Below are 17,038 nucleotides of genomic sequence, written 5' to 3'. Positions count from 1 at the left end.
ATATAGTTGGATGGGTGACAAGAATAGCCGCTTGGAGGGCCATCTGGGGCAGTACCCGCTGACCGAATCGGTCAAATTCACGCATCACAGCCCTGCTAAACCCACTGTAGTCTCAACTTCCACCCGAAACGCCTCGATAAATCGCATGTCGCGATAGCGAACCAGTGCTCCCAGAAGATGAGACTGATCGTCTCAATGCATACGGTTCTCAAACTCCTTCGTGATGGACAGTGATTCGCCTTCAGCAATTTTCGTAGCTTTCACACCTAACACTCTTCACAGCGGATGACGTACCTTCTTTCAACCATGTCCATCGACCGAGACACATTCAAGAACGCGAGCGAGGACGAGCTCGCGGATCTTTCGGTCCCTGACCAAGTCCTCGGATTTCTCGCCGCCAACGAGGATCGGGCGTTCAAGGCCCGCGAAATCGCCTCTCAGATTGGCATCGACGAGGGCGCGGTCAGCACTGCTCTCTCACGATTGAAGGATCGTGATCTCGTCGAACACAAGGCAACGTACTGGGCGATCACCGACAACGACGAGCGACTCGAGGGGTACAGCGGCTACGAACGGGCGACTGCTCTGTTCAACGAGCAACTCGGCACAGAAGACAAGGAATCTTGGCGCGAACACGCGCCCAGCGAGTCACACCCGAGCGTTGAGGATGAACAGTGACCAACGGAGAACCACCAATTTTCGACCGTGGCGACGTCGTCTACGGCGATGACCCGTTCAAACGTGACGAGGACGCTCGGCCTTGGCTCATTCTTTCGAACCACGAAGGGCGTCCGTTCCACGGCGAGCAGTATATCGCGCTCACGCTGACGTCGAAATCATGGATGGATGGACTCATCGACATTCCCGAGGAGAGTTGGCTTCGTGGCGGTACGCCAGATGAGAGCCGGATCGTTCCATGGGGTGTGCAATCGATCGGCCACGAGGACATCGATTTCTGGCAGGGTCGTCTGGCGGATGATATCGTCGATAACGCGACCACTGCTCTCGTCAAAGAATTACGGTAGCTCCTTTCGAGCACTCACGTCTCTGCGCGTTACACCTTCTTCTGAACGAAGTCTCAAATCCCCACAACTCGGAGGGTGGTATTGATGCGTGTATTCTGTTTTTTCATTCCAACAAAATACATCACAAGTTTCTGACTAACCCTGAAATTCGTTTCAGCAACACTCCGCAATTTCGAAGCAACCCACCGTCTCTTAGAGTGCCGCCACTATCGTGAGAAAGCAAGTCGCTAATCACTGTAATGCCGCAGCTGAAAATGATAATCCTTAATATTTCGTGCTGCCTACATTGTTATATGAGTGTGGTCAGCGTCTCGATGCCGGAGGAGTTGCTTAACCGAATCGACCAGTTCGCGGACGATCACGGCTATACTGGTCGCAGTGAAGTACTTCGTGAGGCGAGTCGGAACCTCCTCGGTGAGTTCGAGGATACGAAACTCGAAGATCGAGACTTGATGGGTGTCGTCACGGTGGTCTTCGATTACGAAACGACGAGCGTCGAGGAGAAGATGATGCACCTCCGCCACGAGCACGAGGACATCGTCGCTTCGAACTTCCATAGCCACGTCGGCGGCCATCATTGCATGGAACTGTTCGTACTCGAAGGGTCGCTCGAAGAGATTTCGACGTTCGTCGGGAAGATTCGAGCGACGAAGGACACGCTCACAATCGACTACTCAGTGCTACCCGTCGACGACTTCGGCCCGCTGGCCGATATGAACTGATACTGTTTTGCCCCTTCCGGCGAGCCTACTTCATTCCGCTCGTTCCACTCGCTCCAGTCAGTAGGCTCGCCGACATCCCACTCGCTCCCTGCGGTCGCTCGCGGGATTCTCGCTGAATTCACGCCGACTCTAGCAACATCTGCGAACTCTATCCTCTATAACTATTAACTATTTTGTTGGAATCACATCTATTATTAGGAATACTTCTAGAGTTAGCAATACTGATGGTTCAAATCTCGCGCCGAAGACTACTCCAGAAGGCAGGCGCAACCGCGATTGCTGCGACAGGAATCGCCGGCTGTCTCGGTCAGGGAGGTGCATCACTCGATTCCGTCACGGTCGCGTACGTCCCGATTTACCCGAACATGCAACACTTCGTGATGCAGGAGGAGGGCTACTACGACGAGCTATCTGTCGATGTCACCGTTGAACGGTTCAGCAACGGTCCGAGCTTGGTGAAGGCGTTCGCCAGCGGCGATATCGATGTCGCTATTGGAGGAGTCACTCCTGCGATGGTTCTCGTCGATAGAGGAGCTAATGCAACCGTTCTCACGGCAAACGGGCGAAACGCGTTCAAAGTGATGGCGACTACCGATATCGCAGATCTATACGGGCAAGTGGGTTCGGATACATTCGAGCAATTCGAGGCAGAATCCGGGCGTAAGATGCGATTTGGGGCCCCCCCGGACGGGAGCGTCCCCGATGTGGTTCTTCGGTACTGGATCGAACGGGATCTCGGTGTGGGGGACTTCGACACAGTTGTAACGAAGTCGAAAATCAATCCGGCTCGCTCGGTACAGACTATCCAAGCAGGCGATATCGACGCGACGATGATTATGGAACCGTTTGCGACAATAATCGGACGCGACGAGAGATTCACCGAACTCGAATGGTCTGGAAGCATATTTCCGGGGCATCCGATGACCGGGTTGTTCGTGAACCAACGGGTACTCGAGGCGACAGAGGTTGCTCAATCGCTCGTTGACGCGCACATTCGAGCGACTCAGTTTGTGAACGCTAATCCGAACACGGCTGCCGCTCACGCAGCGTCGGTCATCGGGTCGGGGGTGAGCGTCGAACTCGCTGAGGCCGCGATGCAGTCTCGCGCGGCAGATTTCATTTCTGACCCGCGACAGATCGTTGACCAGACCGAGACGATGTCGGAATACGTCGCGGAGGTGGGTAACATCGACGAAGCGGTTGAATCAGACGAATTGTTCGCATTCGAGCCATACGAGTCCGTTCGAGAATGACGGCACGCACGACTACCGGCATCGGCGACGTTGAGCGTCCACGACTCGGGATCGATACGCGAAGGTATGCTCGCGGCGTCGGCGGTCTCTGTATATTCCTCACGGTGTGGTGGATCGGTGCAGCGACCACACAACCGTCGTATCTGTTACCGGGGCCGGTCGAGTCGGCACGAGCATTTCTCGACCTGTTTACTACGTCGACAGCGCTCCTCGTTCCGCTATTCGGTGCCGAAATAACACTTCCGACCGGGATTGCACACCTCACACAGACGCTGTTACATTACGTTCCCGGCCTCCTGTTCGGTGCCGTCAGTGGAGCTGGATTCGGCCTTGCGATGGGCTGGAACGGTGCGCTCGACGACTGGCTGCGACCACTCGTCCGGGTACTGCGACCGATCCCACCGCTGGCGTGGATCGTCTTCGCCATCGTCTGGTTCGGCATCCACCACACTGGCGCGGCGTTCATCGTCTTCGTCGGCGCGTTCTGGATCAACTTCTACGGCGCCTACGGCGGCGTGGAGGGCGTTTCGACCGAACTGACCGATGCGGCGTCGACGCTCGGCGTGGAGCGCGACCTCTCGATGCTGAAACTCGTTGCACTCCCAAGTGCCGCTCCCCAGGTGTTGACCGGATTTCGGACGAGCATTGGTCGCTGCTGGATGATCGTCGTCGGCGCCGAACTGTTCGGCGCACCAGGCGTCGGCTACGAGATCATCAACGCCTCGAACAACCTCGCGATGGCAACCAGCGTCGCCTACATGTTCCTGATCAGCCTGGCGTTCCTCTGTATGGACGTCGGGTTCCGACTACTCGAACGGAGGGTCCTCGCATGGCGCTGAGTTCGGACTCGTCTACCGGTCGAGACGCACGTGAGAAGATCACCATCCAGAACGTCAGCCGGTCATACGAGTCGACGCAGGCGCTCGCAGACGTCTCGTTTTCGGTTGCGGAGGGGGAGTTCTGCTGTGTCGTCGGTCCCTCGGGGTGTGGGAAGACGACGCTGTTGCGAGCAATCGCCGGGCTTGACGATCCGGATGGTGGGTCGATACTGGTCGGTGGAGACCCGGTTACCGATCCTGGGCTGGACAGGGGAATGGTCTTTCAGGAGTACGCGCTGTTCCCGTGGCGAACCGTCCGCGGGAATATCCGGTTTGGCCTCGACCGGCCCGCCTGTGACTGTCCCGACTGCGAGGGACGAGTCCGGGAGTTGATCGACTTGGTGGGGCTCGACGGCTTCGAGGACGCGTACCCAAAAGAGCTGTCCGGCGGCATGAAACAGCGCGTCGGTATCGCCCGCGCGCTCGCCCCCGATCCGGAGATCCTCTTGATGGACGAACCGTTCGGTAGTGTCGACGCTCGGACGCGCGACCGCTTGCACGCCGAATTGCTCGATATCTGGACGCAGACCGGACAGACCGTCGTGTTCGTCACCCACGACATCGACGAGGCAGTGACCCTCGCTGATCGCGTGGTCGTCATGGATGCCGACCCGGGAACCGTGCAGTCGACGTTCTCTATCGACCTAGAACGCCCACGTGAACGGACCTCTCGTGACTTCGTGAACCACGTCGCGCGAATTAGGAATACGCTCGGAAGTCCTGTCGACACTAGCCAGTGATACGCTCTTACAGCAAGGTTATTAATAGCGGTTTACTAGACTGCTATTACTATTATCTTTGAGACAATTTTTAATATATGCCCATCGTGAGCTCCTCGATGACGGAGCGACTCCGAGACGATCTCGATACGTTTGCGGAAGAACACGGTTACACCGGACGAAGTGAGGTCATCCGCGAAGCGTGCCAGTCACTACTCAAAGAGTACCAAGAGACAGACTACGAGGGTCGGCGGGTATTGGCGACAGTTACTGCTGTCTTCGGCTACGACGAACCGGAAATCGAACGCCGGATGATGGATATCCGCCACGAATTCGAAGCGTCGATCCGGTCGAATTCCCACAACTGCCTCGAAGGGAACGCCGGTTGTGTCGAGACGTTCGTCATCGAAGCCGCGCACGACGATGTCCTGCGTTTCATCGGAACCGTTAGAGGAGCAGACGAGTCAGTTTCAGTCGAATACACGGTCCTACCCGTCGATGCCATGAACGCACAGATCAGCGAGCAGTAGGTTCGAAATCATTCGCGCCGACAAAAGTCGACTCCGTTCTCTATCAATATACTGTCTCATTCTACGCTATGATTGTTAGCTTGCTTAATCCAGTACAGCAACCTTATTATAATTGCAACAAGAATTGGCAAACCAGAGATGGCACACATTCACCTCGGAGAAGGCTCGTTCCCGCTATGGGCACTGGTACTCTGGACGCTGCTTGGCGTCGGACTGATCAGTGCTGTAGTTTACCGAGTCCGGAAAGGTGGCATCAAGACCCACCAGATCGCACTCGCCGGCATCGGTGCGGCAGCGAGTTTCGCAATCTTCCAGCTGAATATCCCCGTCTGGGGTGGCATCCACATGAACCTCACCGGCCTCGTTGGGATTCTCGCCGGGCCGCTGCTCGGTGCGTTGATCGCGCTGGTCGTCAACATCTTCTCGGCGGCGCTCGGGCACGGTGCGGTCGGTCTGATCGGCGCGAATACGCTCGTCAACGCGAGCGAAGCTATCGTCGCCTACTACGCGTTCAAGACCCTGATGGGAATGGACTGGGACGTCTTCCCCGCCAGCGCCAGTGCCGCGACGCTCGGCCTTTCCGCAGGCGCGTTCCTGATGGGGGCGATCATCGTCATCAGCGGCGTGAACGGGAGCGCGCTGCCGCGCGGTGATCTGACGATTGCCGTCGCCGGTCTCGTCGGACTCAACCTCGGCGTCGCCGTCATCGAGGGTATCCTGACGGGCTTCATCGTTCAGTTCCTCGCCTCCGTCCGCCCCGACCTCGTCGGCCTTGCCGACCGTGACACCCAGGAGGAGCCGACTGGGGTGACCACCTGATGCAGCGCTGGAAGCAGTACGGTGGCCTTGCCGGCCTCTTCGCTGCCTTTCTCGCCGCTGGTTACTGGGGCTTCACCGCAACCGGCGGCGCACTGCCGTGGGCCAAACGCTCCGCACAGGCACTTCAGCGTGGTGTCCAAGAGAGTGGCGGCGCGCTCGTCGACTTCGGCCGCGGCATCGTGGTGGCCGGCCCCATTCGGAAGGGCGGAATGATGCTCGAATTCGGCGCGATCGTCCTCGTACTGGTTGTCCTCGGTATCGGATTGTACGTCTACGTCGACCGCTACGGTGGCTTCGAGGACGGAGAACGCCCGGCTCGGTAACCGTGACGACACTCTCGAACCACGTTCCCGATCCGCGGCTCATCACGGCGTTCGCCGAACGGCGAGACGGACCGTTACACCGCGTCAACCCATGGACGAAGGTCGGCGTCGTCGGTGCACTCGTCCTCGCCGTCACGGTGTTCAACCGCCTTGCGCTCTTGGCCGGACTGTACGGAGCCGTACTGGTGGTCTACGGACTCGCAGGACTGCCATACCGACGGTTGGCCGGCTGGTACACGCTCCCGATGCTGTTCATCGTCTCGGTCGCCGGGCCGCTGGCGTTCCTCGAACCGGGGACACCGATCGGTGGCGCGCTCTCGACACCGCTCGGTGAACTTTCTGTCACGTGGGCAGGGCTCGTGCTCTTCGGGGAGCTCAGCTGTCGATCACTCACGGTCGTCACGTTTGCGCTGACGGCGTCGATGACGACCAAATACACGGACGTCGCGTACATGCTCGGGCGACTACTCCCGCGGCCAATCGACCAGATCGCGTTGCTCACCTATCGGTTCACGTTCGTCATGATCGAGACGCTCGAGGACCTCGTGAAAGCCGCACTCTCCCGTGGTGCGAACTTCTCGGAGTTCTGGTCGAACAAACGGCTGTACGCGAGAATCCTCGGCATGACGATGTTGTCGGCGATCGAACAGTCAGAACGACTCGTCAAGTCGATGGAAGCCCGTGGCTACAACGGCGACATCACGCTGTACGGCGACGTCTCGCGACCGCCGGTCCACGAACTGTTCGTCGTGATCGGGTCGTACGTCGCTGTCGTCGGCTACGCAGCGGTCGCGGTCTACGGGGTGAGACTGTGAGTCGAGACGATTCACCGCTCGTCGATCTTCAGTGTGAGGCCCACACCTACCCAGACGGGACGGTCGGCATGCACGACGTCGACTTCTCGGTGTACCCCGACGAAGTCGTCGCCTTAGTCGGTGGCAACGGTGCCGGGAAGTCGACGCTCCTCGAACACCTGAACGCGACGCTCGTTCCCGACGACGGCGAACTCGTCGTCGACGGCACGCCGATCACCGAAGACAACAAGGCACACGCGCGGCGGGAAGTCGGGTTCGTCTTCCAGGACGCCGATACGCAACTCGTCGCGCCCACGGTCCTCGATGACGTGATGTTCGGCCTCCAGAACTACGGCGTCCCCGGTGACGAAGCGAGAGAACGCGCTCGTGAGGCGCTCGCGACTGTCGACGCGGGCCACCTCGAAGACCGGATTCCTCACTATCTGAGCGGTGGCGAGAAACGCCTCGTCGGCCTCGCCGGCGTGCTCGTCCTCGAACCGAGCGTGGTCGTGCTGGACGAACCGCTCGCAGGGCTCGACCCCGAGCGGTCCCAACTGGTCGCCGACCGGATCAAGCAGATTCACGAGGACGGTATCAGCGTCGTCCTGTCGACGCACGACCTCGAATTTGCCGCTGAAGTCGCAGACCGAGTCTGCGTGATGGCCGACGGCAACGTCGTCGGAAGCGGAACGCCCAAAGCGGTGTTCTACGACGACGCGCTGTTGTCGGACGCGAACCTTCACCCGCCGAGTGCGGTCCGTGTGGCTCGCGATGCAGGGCTGGGGACGACCGCACAGCCAGTGACGGAAGCGGATCTGGTGGCGCTCCTCACAGAAGCCGACACCCTGGGACCCACACAGACACCCTCTCCAGATGGGCGCGGACACGACTGAGCGCCTCCCTCGGTATCTCGCGCCACTTCCTCGGCGGATCGAGACCGGCGCGTTGCGGCATGCCTACTCCACCAATTCTCATGGGAGTAAATGAGTTGTCTCATCGTACTGTTTTCCGGAAAATTTCGCGTCGGTCCAATGTTGAGTGACCGGTATATAATTCGACACCGCTGTACGATCGAACGTCGCTCGCTGGACTGGAATCAGATATGCGGACAGTCTCAGAGGCGTGGTTTGACCACGAGAGCCACAACTCCGTTGAGAAGTTCGTCTGCGTACTCCCGCTAGCCTCCTTCAGATTCGAGGCTCACGACTGTTGTGGAAGGTCGACACGCTACGAGATGGACACTCTCTTTCGCGTGTTCGTGCTGAAAGAACTCTACGGATGGGAGCACGAAAAAGAACCCCTCAACTACCTCGATAGCCATCCCGCACTCTGCGAACGCCTAGAGTTGGAGATGGTGCCCGATCAGTCGACATTATGGCGCAGCTGGAACGAGCGCTTCACGCGAGATATCCGCGAGACGGTCCAGAAAGCAACTCGAACGATCCTGATCAAAGCACAAAACGCGGATGTCGCCGTACCACGCGAACCAGAACGGAACCTCCCGGATCGAGGCCCCCACGCTACCGGATCGGACTCTGACGATCAGGCCCTCCTCGACAAGGCAGGGAGGATCACTGACCACGTCAGTCGCGTCGTGTTCCCCGCTTTCTCGCTCGATCGTGCGAGGGCTGTGAAATTTCCGAGAACGCTTACTGGGGCTTACAGACCTACTTAGGGCTCCGTGAGAACTTGGCCGCCAACGAGGGCGCTCGGAGCTTCATCCACGAGTCGACGCGTGATCGAACACCACTCGGACACGGGCATCGCGACCAGATTCGTGATCTCCCTATCGAGCAGATTCGTGAGATGTACCGACAGGCGGTCCGGCAACTCATCGACGAGGTCGGGGGGACGAAGGAGTTCTTCCGCGCCGGGATCGTCGCGATCAACATTACCGAAGCTGACCCCTTCACAGGCGATAGAACGGGCCACGAAGACGAAATCATCGGGACGAAAGAGAAGACCGACGAGTACGCCTACCAGTGGGCGACGGTGCAGTTGGTCGGGAATGCCGTCCCGATTGTGCTGGACGCGCGCCCCGTCCGAAAGGGAGAGACACGACTAGAAATCGTCGAGGACTTGCTCGATTCGGCTGAGGACCTCGTTCACGTCGATAACGTGCTGATGGACCGGGAGTTCGATAGTCAGCATGTCCTGGAGATGATCAGCCAGCGCGGGCACTCCTACGTCGTTCCCAAGCGGATGCAGACCAGCGAGAAAGCCCAGGCCAAGCGGTTGTTCCAACGGCACCAAGACCGCTACGAGACCGACCGGAAGCTCCACCTCGGCAAGAACGAATGGCACGAGACGACGCTGATCTACCGGCGGAAAGAGGACTCAGAGCACGACGATCACCGGCAGTATTCGGTGTTCATGTCGAATTGCGGGAGTGGTCACCTCACCGAGTATGGCTACCGATGGGAGATCGAGAGCGGCTACAAGTCGATAAAGCGATTCATGGCGGCGACGACGTCGAAGGATTTCGGACTTCGATTCTTCTACTTCGCCTTTGCCTGTCTGCTGTACTCTATCTGGCGAGCGGTCGATTTGCTGGTACAGGTCGATTTGACCGGTGAATATGACCATTCGCCGATCGTGACGGCCGACAACACTCTTACGCTGTTGAAGAAGGGAACTGGAATCGGATAGCGAGGGTCTTTACCCGTGGTAAAGCGGCGTCTGAGTGGCTACACTATCCGCGGTCTCGGAAACACCCCGAATAAATTGACCATCCAACAATAACGGCCGTTCAGAAAGCGATCTGAACCAGTTTCTGCTCATCGATTCGGCCGAAACCACGCATCACAGCCCTGCTAATCCCGCTGTAGTCTCAACCTCACAGGATAACCAAAGTGGAGGCTGGTAGTTTCAATGCATACGGATCTCAAATTGCTTTGTGATCGAGAACGACTTCGCCAACAGAGCGAATGTCGCTCCCGTCGGAGACTAATAGTGCGGTTTCACCGACTCGGTTGATTCGAGTCTGTTGTTCCCCGTGAGATGACGGACTAGCGCATCAGTAACCTCTTCACGCTCATGATGTACCCAATGTGATGCGTCAGGAAACATCTCTAACTGACCGTCTTCACAGTAGTCAAGGCTTTTTTCGGCCATCGAGGGACGAAGTGCGATGTCATCTTCTCCCCAACAAATCAGCATCGGCTGGGTAACGGTGTCGCGTGATGAGCGTTCCGACCGACGGAATCCACGATACCAGTTAATCCTCGGCTCAATGCCTGAATGCTGCCAAGCCGCCTTGTAGCGGTTAATCGTTTCTTCGTCGAATGTTCCTTTGTTCGAAGTTATTTCAAGCGAGTCAACCATATTGGCCATATCGTTCCGACGCAGCATCCACTCGGGGAGCTTCGGTACCTGATAGAACCAGACGTACCAGCTCCGGACGATTTGTTCGAGGCTAGACCGTAAGGTCTCTCGATACACCGTTGGATGTGGTACGTTTAGAATTGAAAGATGGTCAACGACAGATGGATGGCGGAGTGCCACGTTCCAAGCGACGAACCCGCCGAAATCGTGTCCGACTACGTGGGCCGAGTCGCGTCCCTCGCTGTGAATCAATTCGCGCACGTCAGCGACTAATTTCGATTGTCGATAGGCATCAACCTCATCAGGTGCGTCGCTCAGATTACAGCCTCGCTGATCCGGAACAACCACACGAAAGCCGGCCTCAACGAGCGGATGGATCTGATCACGCCAGCCGTACCAGAAATCGGGATGTCCGTGCAGAAGGACAACTATAGTAGCGATTGAAAGTCATTACACAGCCGATCGCAGTACTGCGTACGGTCGGCTGTGCAAACAGTTTCAATCGCTACTATAGAGGTGCGTCGGAATCACCGGCAGTGACGACGTGTAACTGCACGCCGTTGATGTTACGATAGGTCGATTCGACATCGTGCCCACTGAACAACGATGCATCAGTCTTTGTAACCGCCTCTGTGGTTATGGGTCTGGGTTTCGTCGTAGACATCGTGTTCCCGTGGAGGGAAATACGCGACAAAGCTGAATACGAGGACTGCCGCATGGGTGTGGCTGCTTATATATCCCGAAGCTTCTGTCTACTGTACGGTGAGGATCTCACCGACGCTACGATTAGTGAACGAGTTCGCTGAACACGCGTTCTTCAGCTTTCCGAAGGTGCTCACCGACTGTTCCGGGAGAAATCCCAACAATCTCGCTGATGTCTTCGAGCGACGCTTGGCGGGGTTCACGATAATATCCTAAATCAACGGCTGCCTCAAGCACTTCTTCCTGCCTCGGTGTAATCATCCTATTGAGCGATGATTTGTCGGACTCATAATCACCCATCCCAAGGACTTCGAACGTGAGTTGATCCATCTCCTCGGCGTATTCGTATAATTTACTGAACGTTTCGTCAGTTCCAAGGTAGGTGACTTTAAGATGATTCTCAGACGTGAAATGAATCGGAGTCTCGATCACCAGCAGCGATTCCTGTTGCAGTTTAAGGGATCGGTGAACCGCTTCTGTCGGTTCGAATTGGCTCACAGCCATCCACCGATCTTCGCCCGCAGTAAGATAACTGAGGACATACGATGAATCCTCCATAATCTGTTTGTACCGTTCCTTACTGCCGCTTGCCTCGGCAAACAGGAGGACAGTATCATCTTCAAGAAGCTCAAGATGATGGATAGCCCGCCGCCTGATCGACGGGTCATCCGTCAGTTCCTCTCCGAGTGGATGGAATGCTGCCCCTCCATCTGGTTTGACTAACGCGGTGAGGTATCGCATAGCGTCAGCCAAAACTGCGCGCAATAAAATACCTCGCTGATCTAGGTTTAAATCACACCACTAGTGAGGCAGCGTGGCTACGGAACTATACTGAGAACTGACAGCCGAAGGACGATGCAACAGCAACAGTCCTCGACCGCCAACCGACTCGTGGACGAGGCGGTCACAGCCCTCCCCGACGATGTCATCGTCAACCGTGACTCACACCAGAACGCCCCCGCGCTCGTGATTCGAGCCGATCACGTCCAGAAGGCACCCTCGACGCTTCGCTCGGAAGTCGGGTTTGACCACTGCTCGTGTGTAACCGCCCAGGAGTACGACGACCATTTCGAGACGGTGTATCATCTTACCAGCTACGATGACCGGGCGCGTGAGTTATCGGTCATCGTTCCGACGACGAAGGACAACCCAGTCAGCGAGTCCGCTGCGCCGGTCTACCGGACAGCGGAGTGGCACGAACGGGAGGCCTACGACCTCGTGGGTATCGAATACGAAGACCATCCTAACCTCCGGCGCATTCTGCTCCCAGAGACGTGGCAGGGGCACCCGCTCCAGAACGACCACGATCAGGCCCAGCCGCAAATCGTGACGCTGCGCGAGCACGCCAACCCTGTTCAAGATGATACTCAGCAGGGAGACACGATGTTCCTCAACATCGGGCCCCACCATCCGTCCACCCACGGCGTGCTTCACCTTGAGGTGGTTCTCGACGGCGAACAGGTGACCGATGTCGAGCCGGATATCCGGTATATCCATGGGTGTGAGGAACAGATGTGCCAGAAGGGTACCTACCGCCACCAGATTATGCCGTACCCCGACCGATGGGATTGGGGTGGGGCGGGCCTGCTCAACGAGTGGGCCTACGCCCGCGTCATCGAGGACCTAGCCGATACCGAAGTCCCCGAGTACGCGCAGGTCATCCGGACGATGAGCGCCGAGCTGTCACGCATCCTCTCGCACTTGCTATTCACTGCGATGTATGCACTAGACGTCAGTGGCGAGTTCAACGCTACCTCTATGTACGGTTTCCGAGACCGGGAAATCGTTCAGGACCTCTTAGAAGACCTCACCGGCCAACGGATGATGTTCAACTACTCCCGGGTCGGCGGCGTCGTCTGGGACATCCCCGAACCCCGCGGGGAGTTCTTTGATAACGTGCGCTCTTTCATTGACGATCTTCCACAGAGGCTCGACGAGTATCACGACCTGCTGACGAGCAATGAAGTCCTCCAGGTCCGCTGTGTCGACACCGGTAAGTTACTGCCGGAGGTTGCAAAGCAGTACGGTTGCACGGGCCCAGTCGCTCGCGGCTCCGGCATCGACTACGATCTCAGACGAGACGACTCTTACGGCTACTACGACCGGCTAGAGTGGGACGTCGTCACCGAGGACGGTTGCGACAACTTCGCCCGCGTACTCGTCCGCCTGCGGGAGATCGAGGAGTCAGCAGCCATCGTGGAACAGTGCGTGGATCTTCTCGAAGACTGGCCGAACGAGGAGCGTACCGTACAAGCTAACGTTCCGCGAACGCTGAAGCCCTCTGGCGAGTGCTACAAAGCTGTGGAAGGGGCCAAGGGCGAACTCGGGATCTACATCCGTGCCGACGGCACCGAGACCCCTGCCCGGTTCAAGATCCGCGGGCCGTCATTTTCGAATCTGTCAGCGCTGTCGGCAATGGCGGAGGGTGAGTACGTTCCCGACCTTGTCGCGACCCTCGGGAGTCTCGACACTATTATAGGAGAGGTGGATCGGTGACCATGACTGTCTCGACACTGTTGGGGAGCAACTCTAACCAGCAGGTAACGTGTATTGCCTGCGGCGAGAAGGTCGCCCGTGAGGATGCTCGTGAGTACGACAAACACGGCGACCGCTGGAGCCGTGAGGACAAGACGTTTGAGTACCTCTGCAAACCCTGTCACCGGGATTGCTGTCATCAGAACCGAGACGGGCTGGAGGAGACGCTCGTGGCGGCCGACGCCGGCCGAACCGACCACAAGACGTTCCTCAGACAGTACTGCGAACTGACGGCCGACAACACGGGCCTCAACTGAGAAATCGAAACAGATGAAATCCAACCACCAACACCACAGAAACGATACCGATCCAGTATCGAACCACCCGATGTCGGTCTCGGAGATCGAGGAATGGTACGCTGAGTACGCTGACCGGATGCACCGGTTTGAATGGGTTGACCGTCTCTTCATCGGTCGCTACCGTCAAGCGCAATTTGGAGACGTTGACGGAAGATTGTTGGATGTCGCATGCGGCATCGGAACGAACTTCCGGTATCTGCCCGATCCTGTTGAACTCGTTGGCATCGATATCAGTCCGGACATGCTGGTAAACGCTGAGAAGCGCCTTGCCAAGTTAGGTATGGATGGAACTCTTCGAGAGATGAACGCACAGAATCTCGAATTTCCCGACAACAGTTTCGATACGGTGATCTCCGCACTGTCGACGTGTACGTTCCCCGACCCGATTGCTGCACTACGGGAAATGGAACGAGTCTGCAAACCGGACGGGACGATCCGCCTCGTCGAACACGGTCGGAGTGACGTGGGAGCTATTGCTCGGTTTCAGGAATGGCGCGCTGATGCCCACTACGCGAAAAGTGGCTGTCGCTGGACACAAGAACCGAGCGAGGTCGTCAAAGCAGCAGGACTCTCAGTCAGGGAAACGACAACGGGATTGTTCGGTACGATCACTACCTTCGAGATGACTCCTGACCGGGGTGTTGAACGATGATAGAGTTATCCTCAGGGACGTTGTTATGATTCGCCGCCGGAATCCTCCTGTTGATCCTCGGCGTACTAATCAGGTCCCGCGGGTGGCTGTTTCTCCTCGCAGGCTACGACGAGTCTGCTTCCGTCCCAGACGACGTGATACAGAATATAGCAGGGAATACCGTTCTCCGCATCAGTATCGCCGCTTTTGTCGTTGGTACACTTATATCTCTGATGAATACCCCATCGTATCTTGGCGCCCTAGTCGGAGGCGTGATTGTACTGGACGTGCTACGAATGATCTACCGACTGAACACGTGGTCACCTCAGGCTGCCTGACGCAATGTTGACGATCTCTCAACGGTCAGATAGACTTACTGCTCGCCTACAGGGGAGTCATTCCCCCGGATTGCTTTCCCGATTTAAATCCTGCCCATCGAATAATGACTGATCTCCTAATTCACGACGCAATCGTTGTCACGGTGAATCAAGAGAACCAGATTCTACAAAACGGTTCTATTCGGGTGACAAACGGGACCATTTCGGCCGTCGAAACGACCGAGCCTGGAGACCAAGTCTCAACTGCGGAGCACGTAATCGATGCCAGCGGCAAGGTCGTGATACCCGGCCTCATCGACACCCACCGCCACACCGATTTCACCCTCGTCCAAGGCCTATTCAGCGAACTCGACGGAACCGAACTGCTGAAAGAAGCCTTCGCGTTGTACCACACAGCTGAGCCGGCACTCGGCGAGTCGTTCTTCGAGGCCGCATGGCAACTCGCCTGCCTCCGGCAGCTCACACATGGCGTCACGACGGTCAACGCGATGGACTTCACGCCAGCACTCGGAGCAGAAGCCATCGGCGAGGCCGGATTACGTGGTGTGATCGGTCCCGAACTCGCGGACTTTCTCAACCCCGCGTCCGCAGACGAACAGCTCACAGACGCACGTGAGTTCATAGAAACCCACCACGACACGTACGATGGCCGTATCATGGCGAGCATCGCACCGGGTGGCGAGGCTGGGTGTTCGCGAGAACTCTGGGAAGGTGTTGCAGAACTCCGAGATGACTATCCAGACTTGCGACTCCACACCCACCTCTATGACTCGGCCGAAGCCGATACGATGGCGGCTGGAAGCGGTGCTGACGATCCGCTCGACTTGTTAGACCGCTACGGACTGCTCGACGAACGGACGCTGTTGACGCATCTCCTCTATGCAGATCGGGAAGATGCACGACGCATCGCCGAGGCCGGTGCGCACGTGCTTCACTGCCCGACTGTGTACAGTTACTTCCAAGCTGGGAAGCGAACCTGGTTTCCGCTTCCGGCCCTCCAGGAGTTCGGCGCGAACGTCGTCATCGGCCTCGATGATCCGTTCTGGTTCGATTCCTGGGATCTCTTCCAGGAAGCCAAACACGCTCGATTGTTGTCGAATTTCGAGTACGGAGCCCAGCAGTGGTCCTCGTATGATCTCCTCAAGATGCTCACCATCGACGCCGCACGCACACTCGGGATCGAGGATCAAATCGGCAGTCTCGAACCCGGCAAACGCGCCGACCTACTCGTCATCGACGTCGATACGCCACGTCTCCAGCCATTCAGCAACCTCCCGTCGGTGCTGGCGAACTCGGTGACTGCGGGAGATATCGAAACGGTCGTCGTCGACGGTGAGGTACTCATGGAGGAGCAATCGGTCACATCGATGGACGTCGAGGCCGTTCGTGCAGCCGCGACACGAGAGCGTGAGCGCCTGCAGGCGCGTACCGGCTGGGAGACGTCGCTCGCCGGCAGTACCCCGCCAGATAAATCGATACTCAAACGCGTGTCCGCACAACCACTGCTTCGAGCGATGAGACAGTATGGTCGAGGATTTGTCAACGAGCATTTTCTTACGCACATCAACTAGTCCCTCGCATACAGGCTGATCCTCAGAGGAGATACTGACGGCGGGTGGAACCTACGCGGAATGATCGACGAGGAGTTCTGATTGGGTGGAGACGATTCCGAGTGGGGTCTGGTTTCAGGACCGTCGATAGAGTTCCCATCCAACGGCGATGACGGCACAGAGAGCACCGAGGAGGAACGGGAGTGATGCGTTAGTGTCACCGAATCGCCAGCCAAATACGATGTATCCGATCAGCGCAACGACGGCCGTGATGGCTCCAACGAATTGGAGTGTTCGTGACGGGGATGATCGTCCTGGCATTCGTACGTCCGGGATCGAATACTAGGTGGGTACGCTTGATTGGATCGTTAGTTGCGCGTTCGTATGGAGAGCCAGGCGAGATTTCCAAGGTCGGTGATGAGGAATGCACCGATTGAGGCGTAGAACGGTGAGAGACGAACGTAATCAGTTCCAATGAGATAGAAAGTGCGAAGCGAAAACCCACGGCTTTAGCCGTGGGATGAAGCCGACAACTGGGAGCCAAACCACGCGACTGTGGCAGGCTGACTCCCCAGCGTTTAACAATTCATAGGACA

The 17,038-nt window shown here is 57.5% G+C and carries 17 protein-coding genes and 2 pseudogenes; 17 read left to right on the top strand and 2 right to left on the bottom strand.

What is annotated here, in order from left to right; translation table 11 throughout:
- Nucleotides 1-306 precede the first annotated feature (306 nt).
- From NO364_RS11340 to NO364_RS18390, 12 genes and pseudogenes are all read left to right on the top strand, one after another.
- Complete coding sequence (locus NO364_RS11340) at nucleotides 307-678, top strand: MarR family transcriptional regulator (protein ID WP_257627562.1); 372 nt, start codon at nucleotides 307-309, stop codon at nucleotides 676-678.
- Complete coding sequence (locus NO364_RS11335) at nucleotides 675-1,025, top strand: type II toxin-antitoxin system PemK/MazF family toxin (RefSeq protein WP_257627561.1); 351 nt, start codon at nucleotides 675-677, stop codon at nucleotides 1,023-1,025. The genes NO364_RS11340 and NO364_RS11335 overlap by 4 nt, the downstream gene beginning before the upstream one ends.
- A 293-nt stretch (nucleotides 1,026-1,318) precedes the next feature.
- A complete protein-coding gene (locus NO364_RS11330; RefSeq protein ID WP_251330251.1) occupies nucleotides 1,319-1,747 on the top strand; it encodes a CopG family ribbon-helix-helix protein in 429 nt (142 codons plus the stop codon).
- Nucleotides 1,748-1,971: 224 nt separating this feature from the next.
- Nucleotides 1,972-3,000, top strand: a complete 1,029-nt coding sequence (locus NO364_RS11325) for an ABC transporter substrate-binding protein (RefSeq protein WP_257627560.1) — start codon at nucleotides 1,972-1,974, stop codon at nucleotides 2,998-3,000.
- Complete coding sequence (locus NO364_RS11320) at nucleotides 2,997-3,839, top strand: ABC transporter permease (RefSeq protein WP_257627559.1); 843 nt, start codon at nucleotides 2,997-2,999, stop codon at nucleotides 3,837-3,839. Before NO364_RS11325 ends, NO364_RS11320 begins: the two co-directional genes overlap by 4 nt.
- Nucleotides 3,830-4,618, top strand: coding sequence for an ABC transporter ATP-binding protein (locus tag NO364_RS11315; RefSeq protein WP_257627558.1), 789 nt, complete (start codon nucleotides 3,830-3,832; stop codon nucleotides 4,616-4,618). Before NO364_RS11320 ends, NO364_RS11315 begins: the two co-directional genes overlap by 10 nt.
- Nucleotides 4,619-4,716: 98 nt before the next feature.
- The gene (locus tag NO364_RS11310; protein WP_251330255.1) at nucleotides 4,717-5,127 is read left to right on the top strand and encodes a CopG family ribbon-helix-helix protein; all 411 of its coding nucleotides are present in this window, start codon (nucleotides 4,717-4,719) and stop codon (nucleotides 5,125-5,127) included.
- 138 nt (nucleotides 5,128-5,265) lie between these two features.
- Nucleotides 5,266-5,946 (top strand): energy-coupling factor ABC transporter permease, encoded by a 681-nt coding sequence (locus NO364_RS11305; protein WP_257627557.1) that lies wholly within the window; start codon nucleotides 5,266-5,268, stop codon nucleotides 5,944-5,946.
- Entirely contained in the window at nucleotides 5,946-6,269 is a 324-nt protein-coding gene (locus NO364_RS11300; RefSeq protein WP_257627556.1) for a cobalamin transport operon protein, read from the top strand. The genes NO364_RS11305 and NO364_RS11300 overlap by 1 nt, the downstream gene beginning before the upstream one ends.
- 2 nt (nucleotides 6,270-6,271) lie before the next feature.
- Nucleotides 6,272-7,084 carry an energy-coupling factor transporter transmembrane component T family protein gene (locus NO364_RS11295; protein ID WP_257627555.1) on the top strand — a complete coding sequence of 271 codons (813 nt, stop codon included), beginning with the start codon at nucleotides 6,272-6,274 and terminating at the stop codon, nucleotides 7,082-7,084.
- A gap of 68 nt (nucleotides 7,085-7,152) precedes the next feature.
- On the top strand, nucleotides 7,153-7,956 hold the full coding sequence (locus NO364_RS11290) for an energy-coupling factor ABC transporter ATP-binding protein (protein WP_343218001.1): 804 nt from the start codon (nucleotides 7,153-7,155) through the stop codon (nucleotides 7,954-7,956).
- Between the two features lie 80 nt (nucleotides 7,957-8,036).
- Nucleotides 8,037-9,712, top strand: a pseudogene (locus tag NO364_RS18390) (transposase).
- A gap of 297 nt (nucleotides 9,713-10,009) precedes the next feature.
- Here NO364_RS18390 and NO364_RS11275 read toward each other — a convergent pair.
- Together NO364_RS11275 and NO364_RS11270 are read right to left on the bottom strand one after the other, a co-directional pair.
- A pseudogene (locus tag NO364_RS11275) lies at nucleotides 10,010-11,051 on the bottom strand (alpha/beta fold hydrolase).
- A 122-nt stretch (nucleotides 11,052-11,173) separates the two neighbouring features.
- The gene (locus tag NO364_RS11270) at nucleotides 11,174-11,830 is read right to left on the bottom strand and encodes a helix-turn-helix domain-containing protein (protein ID WP_157687997.1); all 657 of its coding nucleotides are present in this window, start codon (nucleotides 11,828-11,830) and stop codon (nucleotides 11,174-11,176) included.
- Nucleotides 11,831-11,944: 114 nt separating this feature from the next.
- Here NO364_RS11270 and NO364_RS11265 point away from each other — a divergent pair, with 114 nt between their 5' ends.
- The 5 genes from NO364_RS11265 to NO364_RS11250 all read left to right on the top strand — a co-directional run bounded on the left by NO364_RS11265 (nucleotide 11,945) and on the right by NO364_RS11250 (nucleotide 16,463).
- On the top strand, nucleotides 11,945-13,585 hold the full coding sequence (locus NO364_RS11265; RefSeq protein ID WP_257627551.1) for an NADH-quinone oxidoreductase subunit D-related protein: 1,641 nt from the start codon (nucleotides 11,945-11,947) through the stop codon (nucleotides 13,583-13,585).
- A gap of 2 nt (nucleotides 13,586-13,587) precedes the next feature.
- The gene (locus tag NO364_RS11260) at nucleotides 13,588-13,881 is read left to right on the top strand and encodes a DUF7562 family protein (protein ID WP_199243704.1); all 294 of its coding nucleotides are present in this window, start codon (nucleotides 13,588-13,590) and stop codon (nucleotides 13,879-13,881) included.
- A gap of 13 nt (nucleotides 13,882-13,894) precedes the next feature.
- Nucleotides 13,895-14,575 carry a class I SAM-dependent methyltransferase gene (locus tag NO364_RS11255; protein ID WP_257627550.1) on the top strand — a complete coding sequence of 227 codons (681 nt, stop codon included), beginning with the start codon at nucleotides 13,895-13,897 and terminating at the stop codon, nucleotides 14,573-14,575.
- A 41-nt stretch (nucleotides 14,576-14,616) separates the two neighbouring features.
- Nucleotides 14,617-14,892, top strand: coding sequence for a hypothetical protein (locus NO364_RS18450; RefSeq protein WP_474509146.1), 276 nt, complete (start codon nucleotides 14,617-14,619; stop codon nucleotides 14,890-14,892).
- Nucleotides 14,893-14,996: 104 nt separating this feature from the next.
- The gene (locus NO364_RS11250) at nucleotides 14,997-16,463 is read left to right on the top strand and encodes an amidohydrolase family protein (protein WP_157687994.1); all 1,467 of its coding nucleotides are present in this window, start codon (nucleotides 14,997-14,999) and stop codon (nucleotides 16,461-16,463) included.
- The last annotated feature ends 575 nt before the right edge of the window (nucleotides 16,464-17,038 follow it).

It is taken from the genome of Haloplanus salinarum, from assembly GCF_024498175.1.
GTDB classification, from domain to species: Archaea; Halobacteriota; Halobacteria; order Halobacteriales; family Haloferacaceae; genus Haloplanus; species Haloplanus salinarum.
This window is presented reverse-complemented; position numbering and strand designations above follow the sequence as displayed.

Bases quoted from the DNA above. Each gene is read 5' to 3' on its own strand.
- NO364_RS11315 (WP_257627558.1), top strand. From the start codon at position 3,830: ATGGCGCTGAGTTCGGACTCGTCTACCGGTCGAGACGCACGTGAGAAG.
- NO364_RS11290 (WP_343218001.1), top strand. From the start codon at position 7,153: ATGCACGACGTCGACTTCTCGGTGTACCCCGACGAAGTCGTCGCCTTA.
- NO364_RS11260 (WP_199243704.1), top strand. From the start codon at position 13,588: ATGACTGTCTCGACACTGTTGGGGAGCAACTCTAACCAGCAGGTAACG.
- NO364_RS11320 (WP_257627559.1), top strand. From the start codon at position 2,997: ATGACGGCACGCACGACTACCGGCATCGGCGACGTTGAGCGTCCACGA.
- NO364_RS11265 (WP_257627551.1), top strand. From the start codon at position 11,945: ATGCAACAGCAACAGTCCTCGACCGCCAACCGACTCGTGGACGAGGCG.
- NO364_RS11330 (WP_251330251.1), top strand. From the start codon at position 1,319: ATGAGTGTGGTCAGCGTCTCGATGCCGGAGGAGTTGCTTAACCGAATC.
- NO364_RS11310 (WP_251330255.1), top strand. From the start codon at position 4,717: ATGACGGAGCGACTCCGAGACGATCTCGATACGTTTGCGGAAGAACAC.
- NO364_RS11340 (WP_257627562.1), top strand. From the start codon at position 307: ATGTCCATCGACCGAGACACATTCAAGAACGCGAGCGAGGACGAGCTC.
- NO364_RS11270 (WP_157687997.1), bottom strand. From the start codon at position 11,830: ATGCGATACCTCACCGCGTTAGTCAAACCAGATGGAGGGGCAGCATTC.
- NO364_RS11255 (WP_257627550.1), top strand. From the start codon at position 13,895: ATGAAATCCAACCACCAACACCACAGAAACGATACCGATCCAGTATCG.
- NO364_RS11305 (WP_257627557.1), top strand. From the start codon at position 5,266: ATGGCACACATTCACCTCGGAGAAGGCTCGTTCCCGCTATGGGCACTG.
- NO364_RS11250 (WP_157687994.1), top strand. From the start codon at position 14,997: ATGACTGATCTCCTAATTCACGACGCAATCGTTGTCACGGTGAATCAA.
- NO364_RS11300 (WP_257627556.1), top strand. From the start codon at position 5,946: ATGCAGCGCTGGAAGCAGTACGGTGGCCTTGCCGGCCTCTTCGCTGCC.
- NO364_RS11325 (WP_257627560.1), top strand. From the start codon at position 1,972: ATGGTTCAAATCTCGCGCCGAAGACTACTCCAGAAGGCAGGCGCAACC.